Annotated in this window: 18 protein-coding genes; 14 read left to right on the top strand and 4 right to left on the bottom strand. The window is 61.2% G+C overall.

Features of this window, described 5'->3' with window-relative positions:
• The first annotated feature begins 5 nt into the window (after positions 1 to 5).
• From sseA to NKH43_RS13270, 5 genes are all read left to right on the top strand, one after another.
• Positions 6 to 863 (top strand): 3-mercaptopyruvate sulfurtransferase, encoded by an 858-nt coding sequence (sseA, locus tag NKH43_RS13290; protein WP_023717546.1) that lies wholly within the window; start codon positions 6 to 8, stop codon positions 861 to 863.
• A complete protein-coding gene (locus NKH43_RS13285) occupies positions 863 to 1,426 on the top strand; it encodes a GNAT family N-acetyltransferase (RefSeq protein ID WP_023717547.1) in 564 nt (187 codons plus the stop codon). The genes sseA and NKH43_RS13285 overlap by 1 nt, the downstream gene beginning before the upstream one ends.
• A gap of 86 nt (positions 1,427 to 1,512) precedes the next feature.
• Positions 1,513 to 2,070, top strand: a complete 558-nt coding sequence (locus NKH43_RS13280; protein ID WP_352789938.1) for an OmpA family protein — start codon at positions 1,513 to 1,515, stop codon at positions 2,068 to 2,070.
• 116 nt (positions 2,071 to 2,186) lie between these two features.
• The gene (gene dapB, locus NKH43_RS13275; protein WP_023717549.1) at positions 2,187 to 2,993 is read left to right on the top strand and encodes a 4-hydroxy-tetrahydrodipicolinate reductase; all 807 of its coding nucleotides are present in this window, start codon (positions 2,187 to 2,189) and stop codon (positions 2,991 to 2,993) included.
• A gap of 76 nt (positions 2,994 to 3,069) precedes the next feature.
• A complete protein-coding gene (locus tag NKH43_RS13270) occupies positions 3,070 to 3,537 on the top strand; it encodes a DUF1203 domain-containing protein (RefSeq protein ID WP_352858584.1) in 468 nt (155 codons plus the stop codon).
• A 218-nt stretch (positions 3,538 to 3,755) separates the two neighbouring features.
• On the opposite strand, the gene NKH43_RS13265 is transcribed toward NKH43_RS13270, so the two are convergent.
• Both NKH43_RS13265 and ald read right to left on the bottom strand, forming a co-directional pair.
• On the bottom strand, positions 3,756 to 5,057 hold the full coding sequence (locus NKH43_RS13265) for an outer membrane protein (protein WP_352858581.1): 1,302 nt from the start codon (positions 5,055 to 5,057) through the stop codon (positions 3,756 to 3,758).
• A 198-nt stretch (positions 5,058 to 5,255) separates the two neighbouring features.
• Positions 5,256 to 6,371, bottom strand: a complete 1,116-nt coding sequence (ald, locus tag NKH43_RS13260) for an alanine dehydrogenase (protein ID WP_352858578.1) — start codon at positions 6,369 to 6,371, stop codon at positions 5,256 to 5,258.
• A gap of 158 nt (positions 6,372 to 6,529) precedes the next feature.
• On the opposite strand from ald, the gene NKH43_RS13255 reads away from it, so the two are divergent.
• Positions 6,530 to 7,003: an Lrp/AsnC family transcriptional regulator gene (locus NKH43_RS13255; RefSeq protein ID WP_023675099.1), complete on the top strand. Its 474-nt coding sequence runs from the start codon at positions 6,530 to 6,532 to the stop codon at positions 7,001 to 7,003.
• Positions 7,004 to 7,033: 30 nt separating this feature from the next.
• Here NKH43_RS13255 and NKH43_RS13250 read toward each other — a convergent pair whose 3' ends face one another.
• Positions 7,034 to 7,690: a 5-formyltetrahydrofolate cyclo-ligase gene (locus NKH43_RS13250; protein ID WP_352858575.1), complete on the bottom strand. Its 657-nt coding sequence runs from the start codon at positions 7,688 to 7,690 to the stop codon at positions 7,034 to 7,036.
• Between the two features lie 180 nt (positions 7,691 to 7,870).
• On the opposite strand from NKH43_RS13250, the gene NKH43_RS13245 reads away from it, so the two are divergent.
• Both NKH43_RS13245 and NKH43_RS13240 read left to right on the top strand, forming a co-directional pair.
• Positions 7,871 to 9,136, top strand: coding sequence for an NAD(P)/FAD-dependent oxidoreductase (locus tag NKH43_RS13245; protein ID WP_352858572.1), 1,266 nt, complete (start codon positions 7,871 to 7,873; stop codon positions 9,134 to 9,136).
• Positions 9,137 to 9,266: 130 nt separating this feature from the next.
• A complete protein-coding gene (locus tag NKH43_RS13240) occupies positions 9,267 to 11,246 on the top strand; it encodes a bifunctional 2',3'-cyclic-nucleotide 2'-phosphodiesterase/3'-nucleotidase (RefSeq protein ID WP_352858570.1) in 1,980 nt (659 codons plus the stop codon).
• Between the two features lie 87 nt (positions 11,247 to 11,333).
• On the opposite strand, the gene NKH43_RS13235 is transcribed toward NKH43_RS13240, so the two are convergent.
• Entirely contained in the window at positions 11,334 to 12,311 is a 978-nt protein-coding gene (locus tag NKH43_RS13235) for a glycerophosphodiester phosphodiesterase family protein (RefSeq protein WP_352858567.1), read from the bottom strand.
• A 97-nt stretch (positions 12,312 to 12,408) separates the two neighbouring features.
• Here NKH43_RS13235 and NKH43_RS13230 point away from each other — a divergent pair, with 97 nt between their 5' ends.
• The 6 genes from NKH43_RS13230 (at position 12,409) to eno (ending at position 17,132) form a co-directional block, all read left to right on the top strand.
• A complete protein-coding gene (locus tag NKH43_RS13230) occupies positions 12,409 to 12,543 on the top strand; it encodes a hypothetical protein (protein WP_023675095.1) in 135 nt (44 codons plus the stop codon).
• A 102-nt stretch (positions 12,544 to 12,645) separates the two neighbouring features.
• Positions 12,646 to 12,933 (top strand): Dabb family protein, encoded by a 288-nt coding sequence (locus tag NKH43_RS13225; RefSeq protein WP_023717556.1) that lies wholly within the window; start codon positions 12,646 to 12,648, stop codon positions 12,931 to 12,933.
• Between the two features lie 304 nt (positions 12,934 to 13,237).
• Positions 13,238 to 14,122, top strand: coding sequence for a VOC family protein (locus NKH43_RS13220; protein ID WP_352858564.1), 885 nt, complete (start codon positions 13,238 to 13,240; stop codon positions 14,120 to 14,122).
• Positions 14,119 to 14,970 carry a 3-deoxy-8-phosphooctulonate synthase gene (gene kdsA, locus NKH43_RS13215; RefSeq protein ID WP_352587543.1) on the top strand — a complete coding sequence of 284 codons (852 nt, stop codon included), beginning with the start codon at positions 14,119 to 14,121 and terminating at the stop codon, positions 14,968 to 14,970. Before NKH43_RS13220 ends, kdsA begins: the two co-directional genes overlap by 4 nt.
• A 122-nt stretch (positions 14,971 to 15,092) precedes the next feature.
• Entirely contained in the window at positions 15,093 to 15,458 is a 366-nt protein-coding gene (locus NKH43_RS13210; RefSeq protein ID WP_023717559.1) for a PRC-barrel domain-containing protein, read from the top strand.
• A 399-nt stretch (positions 15,459 to 15,857) separates the two neighbouring features.
• Positions 15,858 to 17,132: a phosphopyruvate hydratase gene (gene eno / locus NKH43_RS13205; protein ID WP_023717560.1), complete on the top strand. Its 1,275-nt coding sequence runs from the start codon at positions 15,858 to 15,860 to the stop codon at positions 17,130 to 17,132.
• The last annotated feature ends 50 nt before the right edge of the window (positions 17,133 to 17,182 follow it).

Raw genomic sequence — 17,182 nt, 5'->3', positions numbered from 1 at the left:
AAAAGATGGCCGACGACAGTCCTTTCACCATCGATGCCGATTGGTTGCAGAAGCGGCTCGGCGAGCCTGGGCTGACGATCGTCGACGCGTCCTGGTATCTGCCGGCGCAAAAGCGCGACGCGCGCGCCGAGTATGACGCAGCGCATATTCCAGGCGCCCGCTTCCTCGACCAGGATGCGGTTTCGGACCCCGACGCGGCTCTGCCTCACACGCTGCCGTCGCCGCAGCATTTTGCCCAATATGTCGGCGCGATGGGCATTTCGGCCGACGACACGATTGTTGTCTATGACGGGCCAGGGTTCTTTTCTGCACCGCGCGCCTGGTGGTTGTTTCGCGTTATGGGCGTGTTCCAGGTCTATATACTCGACGGCGGTTTCGATCGTTGGAAAGCCGCCGGACGGCCGGTGACGGCAGAGCCGACGAAGATCGCGCCTTGCGTGTTTTATGCCAACTTCGATGCCGCCCGCGTCGCCAGCCTTGCCGACATGCGCCGGATCGTCGAGACGGGGGAGAGCCAGATCGCCGACGCACGCTCGCCTGGCCGTTTTGCCGGCACCGAGCCGGAGCCGCGCCCCGGCATCCGCTCCGGCCACATGCCGGGCGCGCACAACGTGCCGTTTTCGGCGCTTTCGGAAAACGGCGAATTGCTGCCCAAGGACAGGCTGCGCAAAGTGATCGAGGAGGCCGGCATCGATCTGTCGAAGCCGGTCGTCACCTCCTGCGGTTCGGGGGTCACCGCGGCAGCCATCACGCTGGCCCTGGAGACGCTTGGCCATGCCGAAAACAGGCTTTACGACGGGTCATGGACGGAATGGGGTGGGCTTTCCGACACGCCAGTCGTGACGGGCAAGGACCGACGGTGATGAAAAACGGAGCGCTGGAAGACATCGACGTCACCGTGACGTTTCTCGAAATGCATGTGCCGCCTGCCTATTCGCCGCCGCTGCCGTACAACCGCCAGATCGCGCTGCTCAAGACCAAAGACATTCCGCTGCATTTCTACCGCTATTTGATGGATCGGGTCGGCCGCAAATGGCACTGGGTCAACGTGCTGAGACTGAATGACGAGGAGCTTGCGGCGGGCATCCACCGCGAGGACCGCGACATCAGGGTGCTTTATCTCGACGGCGCGCCGGCCGGCTTCTTCGACCTCAAGCCGCATCTGCCGGAGGAAGTGGAACTCGCTTATTTCGGCATGATGGAGCACGCGACCGGGCAAGGCATTGGCCGCTGGTTCCTCGGTGCGGCAATCGCCGCAGCCTGGGCGCACGGACCCAAGCGGGTGACGGTGCAGACCTGCACCCTTGATCACCCAGCAGCCTTGCCGCTTTATCAAAAACTCGGCTTCACGCCGGTGGCGCAAAAAAAGGAGGTCGTACATCCGATGCCTTTTGCCGAGCGCGCGGCCAGCGTCATGCGGCCCTGATTTTCAGGCTCGTTCATCCAAGCTTCAGCTAGTCTTTGCCATCTTGTCGGCATCACAATGCGGCCGAGGGCCGAAGGAGAAAAGACATGCTGACCCGACGCACATTTGCCGCCGTGCTGGTTGCGGCACTCGCCATGCCGACCCTTGCCGTTGCCCAGGCGACCACGCCTTCGGCCGCCACGATCGAGCGCCAGCTTGAAGCCGCGCCCCGGGTGAAGCTGCGCCCGAATCAGCGCGTCACCATCCGCGAATTCAAGAAGCGGCCGGACTTGCGGCGCATGGCCCGCTCTATCGATATCCAGTCGATCAATTTCGCCTTCGGCTCGGCTGCCATTTCCGAATCGCAATACGCCAAGATCGAGAACATCGCCGATGCACTTCAGCGCATTCTGCGGCGCGATCCGGGTGCCCGCGTGCTGATCGAAGGCCATACCGATGCTGTGGGCTCCTTCCAGTCGAATCAGATTTTGTCCGAACAACGTGCCGCCTCGCTGAAGCGCACCTTGCTGCGTGAATTCGGTGTGCCGGGCTATGCGCTCGAAACCGTCGGCTACGGCGAGGAGTTCCTGCTCGTGCAGACGCAGAATGAGAACTGGCGAAATCGCCGGGTGACGCTGCGCCGCTTCGACGACTTCATCCGTTAAAATGATCTAGCCGTTCAGGGTCTGGATCAATATTCAAAGGCGAGCCCGACTTGAATGAGCTGGGCTCTTTCCATATCGCTGTCGTCTAAAAACCGATGGTGATGGAGGATCGCACGATGGCAATTCGCGTGGTAATGGCCGGCGCGACCGGTTGGGTCGGCAAGGCGCTGGTTCCGGCGATCGGGGCGCAAGGTGACATGGCGCTGGCCGGGGCTGTGTCACGTAGCGGCGCGGGGCAGGATTCCGGCCTGCTGGTTGGCATGCCGGCTAATGGTATCTCCGTTTCGGCCTCGCTGGCCGAGGCGCTGGAGGCGCCGTCGGACGTACTGGTCGACTTCACCAAGCCACATGTCGTGAAAGACCATGTGCTGCTCGCCATCGACAAGGGACGGCACGCTGTGATCGGCACATCGGGATTGGGTGCTGCCGACTATGCCGACATCGACGCCGCGGCGCGCGCCCACGGCGTCGGCGTCGTTGCCGCCGGCAACTTTTCCATCACCGCTACGCTGATGAAGCGGTTTGCACTTATGGCGGCAAAATACGTGCCGGATGTCGAGGTCATCGATTATGCGAGTGCAAAGAAGCCCGACGCGCCCTCCGGTACCGCGCGGGAACTTGCTGAAGCGCTGGCCGACATCCGCAAGGCTTCGACTGCAAAGCCGGTCTCCGAGGTCTCCGGCGTGCCGGCTACACGCGGTGCTGCGGTCGGCGCGGGCGAGGGGGTGCAAGTGCACGCGCTTCGCCTGCCGTCCTACATCCTGTCCTGCGAGGCGTTGTTCGGCCTGCCAGACGAGCGGCTGACCATCCGCCACGATGCCGGCTCGTCCGCGGCGCCTTACGTGGCGGGCACGCTGCTCGCCATCAGGCGGGTACAGCAGATCAAAGGCCTGGTGCGTGGTCTCGACGCGTTGATGGACTGATCCATTTGGCAGGAATCGGGTGGGAAGCTCTGTCTTGCGAGCATAATTTCCGGTCAACGACACCGGAGATTTAGCCATGACGCTAAAATTCAAAGCCTTGCCAACCGATGCGGTTCGCGCGCTTCAGCGCGGCGGACCTGATGCTTATGACCTGAAGCCAGAGCGGCAGATTTCGGACGGCGACGGCGTGCCTTGCCGCCACTGCCTGAAGAATGTTGCTGCGGGAGAAGCCTATCTTGTTCTGGCCTATCGGCCTTTTCCTGAGCTGCAGCCTTATGCCGAAACCGGGCCGATCTTTCTGCATGCGGAAGAATGCGAACGCGCCGCCGAGGGGGAAACGCTTCCCGATATACTCGAAAGCAGCGATTACATCGTGCGCGGCTACGGCAAGGACGACCGCATCGTCTATGGCAGCGGCGGCGTCATTCCGACCGATGCCATCGCGGCACGGGCGGAGACGTTGTTCGAGCGCGACGACATTGCTTACGTCCACATCCGCTCTGCACGCAACAATTGCTATCAGTGTCGGATCGACCGCGTGTAATCGGATCGGCTGCACCGGCTTGAGGCTGTCGTACTCCCGTCGCATACCTGCGGTAGAAAGCGACTGTCGATCGATTTGCCGACCGCGGATGAACCGGCGGGAATTCTCGACAACCGAGGAAGCGGGGCTTTGGCTCCGCTTTTTTGTGCCTGCATCGTCCGCAAAGAAAAAACCCGCCGGGATTAACCGGCGGGCTCGAACGATTTGCCTGGAGGGCCTTAGTTGAATTTATACTTCGCACCGATGCGGACGGTATGGAAAGAAGGAGTGGTGGTGAGGACATCGCCCGGCCCTCCAAACTCCTCCAGAATATCCTTCTCGGCAAACTGCGAATAGCGATATTCGAGACCGACAGTTACGTTGTTGGTCACGGCCGCTTCCAAACCACCACCGACCGAGAAGCCGCTAGAGCCCCAATCGATGATGTCGCCGATGGGTGAAGATGCGTTCAGATCGAAATGCTGCCAGCTGTAGCCGCCAAGCACATAGGCGAGGGTCGATTCGTTGACTTTCAAACCGACCCGGCCCAGCACATCGAAGCCATAGTCTGTGTCCAGATTGATGGATCCGCCGGGCACTTCCAGCTCCGTAGTCATGCCGGAGTAGCGAGCATCCACCATGACTCCCGCAACCCAGCTGCCGAAATCATGGTCGTAGCCCGCGTTCAATTCGCCAAATACGCCTTCGCCGCCGATACCGTTGAATTCCAGGTCGCCAAGCGGCGGCACATTGATCTGATGCACCGACGCACCCGCGCCGCCCGCACCACCGATATAGAAGCCGGTCCAGTTGTAGGCAGGCGCTTCAAAAGACGCAACGCCGCCATTCTGGGCGCCAAAGCGATAGTTGGCGGCAACCTGGAACGTATGCCGCGATGTGTCGAGGTTGAGTGCGCCATCTGGTGCGCCGAACTCGGAGAGGAGATCATCGTTGGTGCTGAATTGGGTATAACGATATTCGGTTTTGATGGTCCAGTTGCTGTTAATGGCCGTCTCAACGCCGGCTCCGACGAAATAGCCGTTCTGGTCCCAGTCGAAATCAAAGCCTGCGTTCGTGTCGAATTTGTATTTCTGCCAGGAATAGCCACCAAGCACGTAACCCAAAGTGTTTGGCGTGAAGAGGTAGCCTGCCCGCAAGCCAGCGTCGAAACCATAGGTTTCTTTGACCGACGCATCGAATCCAGCAACGTCGAGCGAGGTTTCGATGTTGCCGGCATGAGCGTCTAGAAGTCCTCCGATCAGGAAGCGCGGCGCCACCATATAGTCGTACCCAACGGTGAGTTCACCGTACACGCCTTCGCCACCAATGCCGTTGAACGACACCCCAGGAATGAAATCGCTGCTCAACTCGTGGACGTTCGCCCCGGCGCCAACGCCAAAGCCGACGTAGAGTCCACTCCAGTTAAAACCCGACGTCTCGACGACTGGTTCGACCACGTCGGCGGCATGAGCAACCGACCCAAGCGCCAGAACGGAAACTGCGCCGAGAAGAAGAGATTTCGTAAATTTTCTGCTGATCATTGCCCTGCCTCTAGTGAACCCTGCATCTACGTAGCATCGGCTCATTGTGGCGGCTGTAACAAAAAAGCCACAGAAAGAGCACATTGCATCAAACGGGCATCAGATGCGGGAAAAATCCGCTGTAGACCGTGAAAATTGCCTGTGAACAAGCAAGCCGCCGACGGCATCGGCGACTCATCCGGAAAAAACGGTTGGAAATCAGGCCGCGAGAACGGCCTTTGATTCGACCAGCTCATAGCCGAGTGCTTCGGCCACTGCGCGATTCGTGGTCTTGCCCTTGTGGACGTTCAGCCCGTTGCGCAGATGGTGGTCGTCTACCAGCGCCTTGAGGCCCTTGTCGGCGAGCTGCAGGCCATAGTGCAGCGTCGCATTGTTGAGCGCGTGGGCCGATGTGACCGGCACCGCACCCGGCATGTTGGCGACGCAATAGTGGATGACGCCGTCGACCTCATAGGTCGGCTCGGCATGGGTGGTGGCGTGCGAGGTCTCGAAGCAGCCGCCCTGGTCGATGGCGACGTCGACCAGCACGGCGCCTTTCTTCATGCCCGAGAGCATTTCGCGCGTCACCAGCTTGGGCGCGGCTGCCCCCGGGATCAGCACGGCGCCGACGACGATGTCAGCCGAAAAACATTCTTCCTCCAGCGCCTCGACGGTCGAGTAGCGGGTGTGGACGCGGCCGCCAAAGATATCGTCGAGCTGACGCAGGCGCGGGATCGAGCGGTCGATGATGGTGACGTCGGCGCCAAGCCCGGCAGCCATCCGTGCAGCATGCAGGCCGACGACGCCGCCACCGAGCACAGTGACCTTGCCGGGCAGCACGCCGGGCACGCCGCCAAGCAGCACACCGCGGCCGCCATTGGCCTTTTGCAGCGCCGTGGCCCCCGCCTGGATCGACAGGCGGCCGGCAACTTCCGACATCGGTGCCAAGAGCGGCAGGCCGCCGCGCTCGTCGGTGACGGTCTCGTAAGCTATTGCGGTGACGCCGGAGGCCAGCAGGCCCTTGGTCTGCTCCGGATCCGGGGCGAGATGCAGATAGGTGTAGAGGATCTGGCCGTCGCGGAGCTGAACCCATTCGTTGGGCTGCGGCTCCTTGACCTTCACGATCATGTCCGACTTGGCAAACACGTCGGCCGCCGTCTTGGCGATCGTGGCGCCGGCGGCGCGGTACGCGTTGTCGTCGGCTCCGATGCCGGCGCCGGCGCCGGTCTCGATCAGCACTTCATGGCCATGCGCGACATATTCGCGGACCGAGCCCGGTGTCAGGCCGACGCGGTATTCATGGTTCTTGATTTCCCGGGGGCAACCGACGCGCATCTTTTTTCTCCTGATCCGGCCCTTTTAGGGCCTGTTCCCTGTCTAGAGATAGTGAACCACGAATCGTTCGGGAAGTGTTTGCGAATGCGCTTGCCGAAGAGACTACTGTTCGATAATCGTTGCGCGAAACAGTAGAATTATCGCAGGAACCCGCAAAAATGCCGCTCGACAGGATTGATATCGCCATTCTCGAGACATTGCAGAAGGATGGGCGGATACCCAATGCAGCGCTCGCCGAAAAGGTCGGCCTGTCGCAGTCGGCCTGTTCGCGGCGGCTGGACAATCTGGAGAAATCCGGAACCATCCGCGGCTATCACGCCCGGCTGTCCAACGCCGCACTTGGGCACCAGATGACGGCGATCGTGCATATATCGCTGTCCGGGCAGTTCGAGAAAACGTTGTCGGATTTCGAAGCGGCGATAAAGCGCTGCCCGAACGTCCTGTCCTGCCATCTGATGTCGGGCGAATATGATTACATCCTGCGCATCGCGGCGAAGGATCTCGTCGACTACGAACGCATCCACAAGGAGTGGCTGTCGGCAATGCCGCATGTGACGAAGATCAATTCGTCCTTTGCCTTGCGCGAAATCGTCGATCGCACGGCCGTTGGAATGAAGCCTGAGCTAGCCTAGGCCCCGAACTCGCTTAGGCCCCAAACTCGCCTAAACGTTGAATGACTCGGTCACCACACGGTCCATCGGAATATCGTGCGGCTGCGGGTAGATGGTCACGATGCGCTGCAACTCGTAGCCGACGCCGATGACCAGCGGCTTGAACGGCATCGCGGCAAGCGTGCGATCGAAGAAGCCGCCGCCATAGCCCAGGCGAAACTGTCCGGGATCGATGCCGACGATCGGCGAAATGAGGATGTCGGGCAGCACCGGATCGCCCTCGGCCGGTATCGGGATATTCCAGACGCCCTTCTCCAGCCGGTCTCCGTGGGTATAGGCGCGAAAGACCAGCGGCCGGTCTTTCTCCACAACAACGGGCAGCGCCGTGCGGCCACCCCGCGCGTTAACGGTTTCCATCCACGAGCGCAGGTCCGGCTCGCCGCGAAACGGCCAGTAGAGGCTGACCATGCGCCCGGCGATGTCGCCGATCACCGCATCGAGACCATCGGCAATGCGCTGCGACATGGCTGTGCGCATGTCGGCGGAAACGGCAAGGCGGGATGCGATCAACCGCTCGCGCTCGGCCTTGCGCCAGCGCCTGACATCGGTCCATTCGGACAGCGGCGCTTGGAACTCCGGATCGAGCTCGTGCATAAAACAAGGCGGCGAGGCGTACTGCCCCGAGCCTTCATCTTCATCCTTAGCCATGATTCACCTGCAATATACTGTTCCGACCAAGTCCTATCCGGGACGTAGGCTATATCCGGCAATGAGTCTGCAGCATGCGTATTCACGACATCAGGCGACGAGTCCCAGGCAGGTGCAGCGCAGGCATTGCTGCACTGCACAAGGATACTTACATCAGCCTTGGCGAGAGGGATGAGTGAGATGAACACAGCCAACCATCACGTCGTCGTCGTAGGCGCCGGATTCGGCGGCCTCGAATTCACCCGCGCACTTACCGGCGCGCCGGTGCGCATCACCATGATCGATAGGCGCAATCATCACCTCTTTCAGCCGCTACTCTACCAAGTGGCGACGACGGCGCTGGCAACCTCCGAAGTCGCCTGGCCGATCCGCCATCTCCTGCGCAAACGCAAGGACGTGACGACGCTGCTTGCGACCGTGACTGGCATCGACCGCACCGGCAAGCGCGTGCTGCTGCAGGATGGCGGAGCGGTCGCCTACGACACGTTGCTGTTGGCCACCGGTGCGCGGCACGCCTATTTCGGCCATGACGAATGGGAGCCGTTCGCGCCGGGCCTGAAGACGCTGGAGGACGCCACCACCATCCGACGGCGTATTCTTTTGGCTTTCGAGCAGGCCGAGCGGGAAACCGATCCCGCCAAGCGCCAGGCACTGCTGACGCTGGCGATCGTCGGCGGCGGGCCGACCGGCGTGGAATTGGCCGGCACGATTGCCGAACTGGCGCATGACACGCTGCGCGGCGAGTTCCGCAACATCGACACGCGCGAGACGCGTGTGGTGCTGATTGAGGCCGGCGACCGCGTTCTTGCCAATTTCGCGCCGGAGCTCTCCGTTTATGCAATGAAGGCGCTCGAACGACTCGGCGTGACCGTCGAACTCGGCCGGGCGGTTACACGCTGCGATGTTGAGGGTGTCGTCTTCGGCGACAGGCATTTGCCGGCCAGGACAATTCTTTGGGCGGCGGGCGTCGCCGCTTCGCCGGCCGCCGAATGGCTCGGCACGGCAGCGGACCGCGCGGGCAGGGTGCTTGTCGAGCCCGACCTCACTGTGCCGGGAAACCCGGAGATTTTCGTCATCGGTGACGCAGCACACGTCCTGCGGCCGGATGGCCGGCTGGTGCCGGGCGTCGCGCCCGCCGCCAAGCAGCAGGGACGGCACGTCGCCGCGACGATCAAGGCCAGGCTCGCCGGCGAAACAACGGTACGTCCGTTCCGCTACAGGCATGACGGCGATTTGGCGACGATCGGCAAGCGCGCCGCGGCCATCGATTTCGGCTGGATCAAGCTCACCGGCCGGCTTGCCTGGTGGCTATGGGGCTTGGCGCATATCTACTTCCTGATCGGCTTCCGTAACCGGCTTGCGGTTTCCCTGAGCTGGCTATGGATCTACTTCACCGGTCAGCGCAGCGCTCGGCTGATCACCCAGGGCGACGACGACAAGGGCTGATTGTTCGCTGCCGGACGTTCATCAGCGCGTCACCTCCTCTTGATGGAATCGACTTCTGGACTCGGCTGGATTTCGGCGCGAAGCTTTGCTTCGGGCAGGACTTGTCACGTCGTGGAAGAAAGAGAAACGAATGTCCCAATTGCGCCACCTCGTCTCACGCCGCGATTTCCTCGCCGGCGTCGCCACCGGCGGAGCGCTGATCATGCTGCACCCGTTCTCCGCCCGGGCTCAAGCCAATCAGGCGCATCTGAGGATTATGGAGACGACCGACATCCACGTGAACGTGCTTCCTTACGATTACTACGCCGACAAACCTAACGACACGATGGGGCTGTCGCGAACGGCATCATTGATTGAAGCCGTGCGCAAGGAAGCAACCAACGCGATGCTGATCGATAATGGCGACATTCTGCAAGGCAACCCGATGGGCGACTACTTCGCCTACGAGAGGGGCATGAAGGACGGCGATCTGCATCCGGTCATGAAGGGCATGAACCTGCTCGGCTACGAATGCTCGACGCTCGGCAATCACGAATTCAACTACGGCCTGTCGTTCATGGACAAGGTGCTGGCCGGAGCCAATTTCCCGTTCGTCTGCGCGAATTTGATCCGCGGCACGGAGCTTGCCGCGAACCCGCGCGAAGACAAGCTTTATCTCAAACCTTACGTCATCCTCGACAGGAAGATCAAAGACGGGTTGGGCGCCGAGCAGCCGATCAGGATCGGCATCATCGGCTTCGTGCCGCCGCAGATCATGGTCTGGGACCTGAAAAATCTCGAGGGCAGCGTCAAGACGCGCGACATCGTCGAGGCGGCCAAGGCGTGGGTGCCGCAGATGAAGGAAGAAGGCGCCGACATCATCATTGCGCTCTCCCATTCCGGCATCGACGCGAAGCAAGGCGACATGATGGAGAATGCCTCCTTCTTCGCTGCCGGTGTCGAAGGTATCGATGCGGTGTTCACGGGCCACCAGCATCTGGTCTTCCCTGGTAAGAAGGACTTTCAGTCGCTGGAGGCCGTCGATACGGCGAAAGGCACGTTGCAAGGCAAGCCCGCCGTCATGGCCGGCTTCTGGGGCTCGCATATGGGGCTGATCGATCTGTTGCTGGAGCGCGACGGATCGACATGGAAAATCGTCTCGGCGACCTCTGAGGCCAGGCCTATCTTTGAGCGGGCCGACAAGACGAACAAGCCGACCGTCGCTGACGACCAGCGCATCGTCGACGCGCTCAAACAGGACCACGAGGCGACGCTTGCCTATGTGCGTCGGCCGGTCGGCAAAACCTCGGCGCCGCTTTATTCCTATTTTGCGCTGGTCGCCGACGATCCATCGGTGCAGATCGTGAGCCAGGCGCAGACCTGGTACTTGAAGGACATCCTGAAGAACACCGAATGGAAGGATATGCCGCTGCTGTCGGCGGCGGCACCGTTCAAGGCGGGCGGGCGCAACGGCGCCGACTATTACACCGACGTGCCGGTAGGCGATATCGCCATAAAGAACGTCGCCGACCTCTATCTCTATCCAAACACGGTGCGCGCCGTCGAAATCACCGGGGCAGAGGTGAAGGAATGGCTGGAAATGTCGGCCGGCATCTTCAACCTGATCGAGCCGGGCAAAGCTGACCAGGCGCTCATCAACACCGACTTCCCGTCTTATAATTTCGACGTGATCGACGGCGTCACCTACCGGATCGACCTGTCGCAGCCACCGAAATATGATTCGAAGGGCGGGCTGGTGAACGCCGGCTCGAACCGCATCATTGACTTGATGTTCGACGGCAAACCAATTGATCACATGCGGAAATTCGTCGTCGCAACCAACAACTACCGGGCCGGCGGCGGCGGCAATTTCCCGGAGATCAATGCCTCGAAGATCATCTACGAAGCGCCCGACACCAACCGCGACGTGATCGTGCGCTATATCGTCAGCAAAGGCACCATCAACCCGTCGGCGGATGCCAACTGGTCGTTTGTGCCGCTGCCGGAAACCAGCGTCGTGTTCCAGACCGGCGCCAAGGCGAGAGAGTTTATTGCGCAAGTGAAGTCGCTGAAGATCGAGCCGGCGGGCGAGGGCGAAGCGGGGTTTTCCAAGTACCGCATCACTCTTTGAGGCGAGGATTTGAGCGTCGGCTCGAAACTGTCTCAGCGTTAAGATACTGTCCCGATACGGCCGATCCGTTTGAGGCAGGCAGCCTCTTCAGGCAGGTGGTGCGAAACGCCGCTTGACGGCAGGCATGACCAGATCCAGCGCATCCGTCGAAATCCCACCGGAATAATCGTCCGGCAGTTGGTCGATTGAGGCGGGGTCGTCGAGGCCTTGTGAAAAGCCGCCGCCGGAATAGGGACCGAGCAGGTAGACGCGGCTGCCGACGCTGTCCATACGGTCGAGAAAACGGCCGGGCCAGCCCCACATCCACTTTGCGACATTGACGGGGATGAGCAAGGTGCCCTGGCGGCAGGCATCCGGAACGTAGCCACTCCAGCCGAGCGCAGCATCGCGAAGAATGCAGCGCGTCAGGGACGCGCGGCTCTGTGTGTGCATGTCCGGCAACGCTGCCTTCACTGCTTCTATAGGCCTGTCGCCGCCATAGACCGTCAGATTGGCGCGCTCGGCCGGCGTCAATGTGGCGAGCCAGGCGGCCAGCATCTCGCCTTCCTTGGGATCGTTGCTTTTGATGTTGATATTAAAACGCCGGTTCGGGAAGCGCTGCAAGACTTCATCCAGCGACGGCATCATGCCGACACCCTTGCCGCGAAACGGAAAGGTCTTGCCGCCATCGGCAGTGTAGCCATAACCGATATCAAGCGTCTTCAATTCGGACATGGCATGGCGGCGCGTTTCTCCCTTGCCGTTGGTGCGACAATCCAGCGTCCAATCGTGGAAGACGGCGAACTTGCCGTCCGTAGTGGGATGGACATCGAGTTCGAGCGCGTCCGCACCGAGCGCGAAGGCGGCTTCCATCGAGGGTATCGTGTTTTCGAGGAAGGAATGGCGCGGCGTCAGCATGCGATCGGCCGTGCATGTTTCCGATCCGAGGTTCGTACGGTCGAAATCCTGAGCCAGGCCGCGATGGGCAAGCACCGAAGGGGTGACGGCCGGCCGGCTCGACAGCAGCGAAGTGTTGTTGAGCCAGATGCCGCCTGCAGCGGTAGCGCCAGTTTGGCCAGCAAGCATCGCAGCAGACAGACCAAAGACCGTTAAAATTCGGGGAGGGTCCCAGCAGGGCCGGAATCACTATGGTTGCAACCACCCATATGCGCTAGTTTTAGCCATGCGTTATGTCATCATCATCACGACCGTCACCTTCTTCCTGATCTGGGACGGCATTTACAACCAAGGCCGCTACCTCGACAGGACCATCAGGGAGGTGACCCGCGTCGTGCACTATGTAACCAGTATGGTGTAGTTTCTCTTCTTCGCCACGGTTCGCCGACGCGACATCCTGCCGATTGACGGCACGCTCCCGCTGACACAAAAGAACGCCGGTCCAACGGTCGAGGAGGCTGGGTTGATCCGGCATATCGTTTTCTTCAGCGCGCGTCGTAAAGTGGACGTCGAGGCAGTGCGTACGGGTCTGCTGGCGCTCGGCAAGATACCCCACTCGCGCCGTTTCGAGGTGACGCTCAACACCAAGGTCGACCCGCTCTCGGATGAAATCGATGTGGTCGTCTACGCCGAGTTCGAAGACGAGGCAGCGCTCGCCGCCTACAAGGCGCATCCGCTCTATGCAGAGACCACCAGCCGGGTAAAACCGCTGCGCGAATTGCGTTATTCGGCCGATATAGTGGCAAGTTGACCGGCCTAAGGCAGATTTCACGTCGCGGAGCGGGGCCGCGCCGCAGCCCGATTCATTCCGTCTGAGCCGCGGAGGTCTCGGTCGGATCGACGCCCGGCCGCTTTGGCGCGTTCCAGATCAGCACGGCGATAACTGCTGTCGCAATAACGGCCAGGGCAATGAAAAGGTCTCTTCCCCTGGCAATGAGCTAGGATGATTTTTGACGGCGGCAAGTCGGCTCCTCGCGGCCGGGCACTGCGATCGCCGCCGAGGTGCCGGCTAAGCCCTTGAACCATTTTCAGGAATGAGGCACACCGCGCGGGACATGACCGAGAACACCCCCGCAAGCCCTCATCCGCTCGATCACCTGGTGTTGCCGACCGCGAGCCTCGATGTTGCGCGGGCGCGCTTGACCTTGCTCGGCTTTACCGTTGCGCCGACGGGTATCCATCCCTTCGGAACGGAAAACTGTTGTGTCTTCCTCACCGACGGTACCTATCTCGAGCCGCTCGCGGTCGCCGACCGACAGGCCGTGGCAACGGCGATCGCGAACCGCAATGTCTTTGTCGCGCGGGATCACACCTATCGCGAAAGAAACGGTGATGAAGGATTTTCTGCCGTGGTGCTGGGCACCGAAAGCGCCGTCGCGGACCACGCGCGCTTCATCGAAGCCGGACTGTCGGCGGGAGACATGCTCAGCTTTTCGCGCGCCTTCGCTGATGCGACAGGAAAGAGCGACACCGCATCATTCAAGCTTGCCTTCGCGGCTCTAGGCAAGGCAACGGACGCTTTTCTCTTCGCCTGCGAACGGATCAATGCGCCGAAGGTCGACCGCACCGCTTTGCAGGCCCACGCTAATGGCGCAACCGGCATTGTCGAAGTCGTGGCAGTCAGCCGCGAACCTTCCGAACAAGGCCATGTGATTTCGATCGCAGCCGGGATGGAGGCGCAGAGCGGCACTGTCTATAAGCGGCCGAATGCCGCTGTGACCGTTCTGGATCCTGCAGCCTTTGCGGCACGCTTCGGCATTCCCGCCGGCGCGCCGTCTGAACTCCGCTTTGCTGGGATCGTCTTTTCGATTAGGCACTGCGACACCGTCGCAAAGCTGCTTGCAGCCAATTTCGTCAAACACGACATACGCGGCGGTGATATCATCGTGCCGCCGGCGCCAGGGCAGGGCGCGGCCTTCATTTTCCGGGAGATCGCATGAACAAGCTCAATCCTCTGATGCCAAATTCTTCCGTTGCGATCGGAAAGGTCATTTTCGGCAACAGCGCGCCCCTATCGCTGATCGCCGGTCCATGCCAGCTGGAATCGCGGCAGCACGCTTTCGACATGGCCGGTGCGCTGAAGGAATTGACCGAACGGCTCGGCATCGGGCTCGTCTACAAGACCAGCTACGACAAGGCCAATCGCACCTCGCTTGGCGGCACGCGCGGTGCGGGACTTGAAGCGGCAATGCCGATCTTCGACGATTTGCGCAAGAATTTTTCGCTGCCGATCCTGACCGACGTCCACACTGAGGAACAATGCGCGATCGTCGCGCCGAATGTCGACATTCTGCAGATTCCTGCCTTCCTCAGCCGGCAGACCGATTTGCTGATTGCTGCGGCAAGAACCGGCAAGGTGGTCAATGTAAAGAAGGGCCAATTCCTCGCGCCATGGGACATGAAGAACGTCGTCGCCAAGATCACCGGCTCCGGCAACGCCAATGTCTTGGTGACCGAGCGCGGCGCATCCTTTGGTTACAACACCTTGGTGTCCGACATGAGGGCGCTGCCGATCATGGCCGAGATCGGCGCGCCGGTCATTTTCGATGCCACTCATTCGGTGCAGCAGCCGGGCGGGCAGGGCGGTTCGTCTGGGGGCGACCGGCGCTTTGTCGAGACGCTGGCGCGCGCGGCTGTCGCGGTTGGCGTCGCCGGCGTCTTCATCGAGACGCACCAGGACCCCGACAACGCGCCTTCCGACGGCCCCAACATGGTGCCGCTAAAGGATCTTCCCGCATTGCTTGAACGGCTGATGGCGTTCGATCGCATCGCCAAGAGCGTGGGTTGAACCAGCAGTTGCGCCACAGCAGCGTCGCCAAGAAAACTTTGAAGAATTTCGAACCTGTCTGGAACCTTAGCCCGCGGCCCTCATTGTCAAAATCTAATGTCAACGACGACGAGGAGCACACCATGACGACCCAGACGGGACACACCGAAGCCATTGCCGCTTCGCGGGTTATCGGCACATCGGTCTACAACACGGAAGGCACTCATATCGGCGACATTGAGGACGTCATGCTCGACAAATTGTCGAACGGAATCATGTTCGCCGTGATCGGTTTTGGCGGATTTCTCGGCATTGGCGAGAAATACCACGCCATTCCGTGGGCGAGCCTTGATTATGATGAGAACAGGGGTGGCTATGTCGTGCCGTTCACCAAAGACCAGCTGATGGCCGCTCCTTCCTACTCGATCAACGAGCTGACCGGCGCCGACGGCGAGGCAGCACGTGACGCCTCATACAACTACTACAAGGTCGAGCCTTACTGGCACTGACTAAGTCTCCTGGAATCAAAAAGGCCCCCGGGAAATCGGGGGCCTTTCGATGTGGCGGGATGCTACTGCGCAATTTGCAGGGCCGGCAAAGGCGACGATCCCTGCGGGGGTTGCTGATTGTCGCACGACGTCAGGAACGCAGCCGCAATCAGGAACAAACTCACAATACCGCTCAACTGGGACATGGCGAAACTCCTCCTGTTTCGCCCCGCGCGACAACAGCCATAAACCAGAAACCGGCATGCCGCGCATGACAAATGATGACAGCGCTTTGTGCTTCGTGAATCCCAAGAGCGGCAATGGGCGCACGGGCAATATTTGCAAGTGCCCCGATTGCGTTTTGCAGCGCTTTGGCTAAGAGGTGCGCGACGCTTCAATCGATCAATCGGGGACATCGCAATGACGGCCATCATCGACATTGTCGGGCGTGAAATCCTGGACAGCCGCGGAAATCCGACCGTCGAGGTCGACGTCGTGCTCGAAGACGGCTCAATGGGCCGCGCCGCGGTGCCGTCCGGCGCATCGACCGGCGCGCATGAGGCGGTCGAACTGCGCGACGGCGGCCCCCGCTATCTCGGCAAGGGCGTGCTCAGGGCGGTTGAGGCAGTGAACGGCGAGCTGTTCGAGGCGATCGGCGGCATGGAGGCCGAGAATCAGATCCACATCGACCAAACCATGATCGAGCTCGATGGTACGCCCAACAAGAGCCGGCTCGGCGCCAACGCCATTCTCGGTGTGTCGCTGGCCGTGGCCAAGGCCGCGGCCGAAGCGGCCGGCCTGCCGCTCTACCGTTATGTCGGCGGCACCAAGGCGCATGTGCTGCCGGTGCCGATGATGAACATCATCAACGGCGGTGCGCATGCCGACAACCCGATCGATTTCCAGGAATTCATGATTCTGCCGATCGGCGCGCCGACGCTGCGCGATGGCGTGCGCTGGGGCTCGGAGATATTCCACACGCTGCGGAAGAGGCTGAAGGATGCCGGCCATAACACCAATGTCGGCGACGAGGGCGGCTTTGCCCCCAACCTGAAAAGCGCGCCGGCCGCGCTCGACTTCATCATGGAATCGATCGAGAAGGCCGGCTTCAGGCCAGGCGAGGAGGTCGCACTCGGACTCGACTGCGCGGCGACCGAGTTCTTCAAGGACGGCAACTACGTCTATGAAGGCGAGAAGAAGACCCGCGACCCGAAGGCGCAAGCCAAATATCTGGCCAAGCTCGCTGCCGACTACCCGATCATCACCATCGAGGACGGCCTGGCCGAGGACGACTGGGACGGCTGGAAAATGCTGACCGACCTCATCGGCAAGCAAACGCAGCTGGTTGGCGACGATCTGTTCGTCACCAACACGGCGCGGTTGCGCGACGGCATCCGCATGGGTGTCGCCAATTCGATCCTGGTCAAGGTCAACCAGATCGGCTCGCTTACCGAAACGCTCGACGCCGTCGAGACCGCGCACAAGGCCGGCTATACCGCGGTGATGTCGCACCGCTCGGGCGAGACCGAGGATTCGACCATCGCCGACCTCGCCGTTGCCACCAATTGCGGGCAGATCAAGACTGGCTCGCTGTCACGCTCGGACCGCATGGCCAAGTACAACCAGCTCATCCGCATCGAAGAGGAGCTCGGCAAGCAGGCGCGGTATGCCGGCAAGTCGATCGTTAAAAGCTGATTTTCGACAGAAAATCCGAGCGAGCGAGGGCGGGGACATTCCCGCCCTTT

This window comes from Mesorhizobium sp. M1163 (assembly GCF_040318415.1).
In the GTDB taxonomy this organism is placed as follows: domain Bacteria; phylum Pseudomonadota; class Alphaproteobacteria; order Rhizobiales; family Rhizobiaceae; genus Mesorhizobium.
The sequence above is the reverse complement of the archived record's forward strand: the minus strand, read 5'-3'. Positions and strand labels throughout refer to the sequence as shown.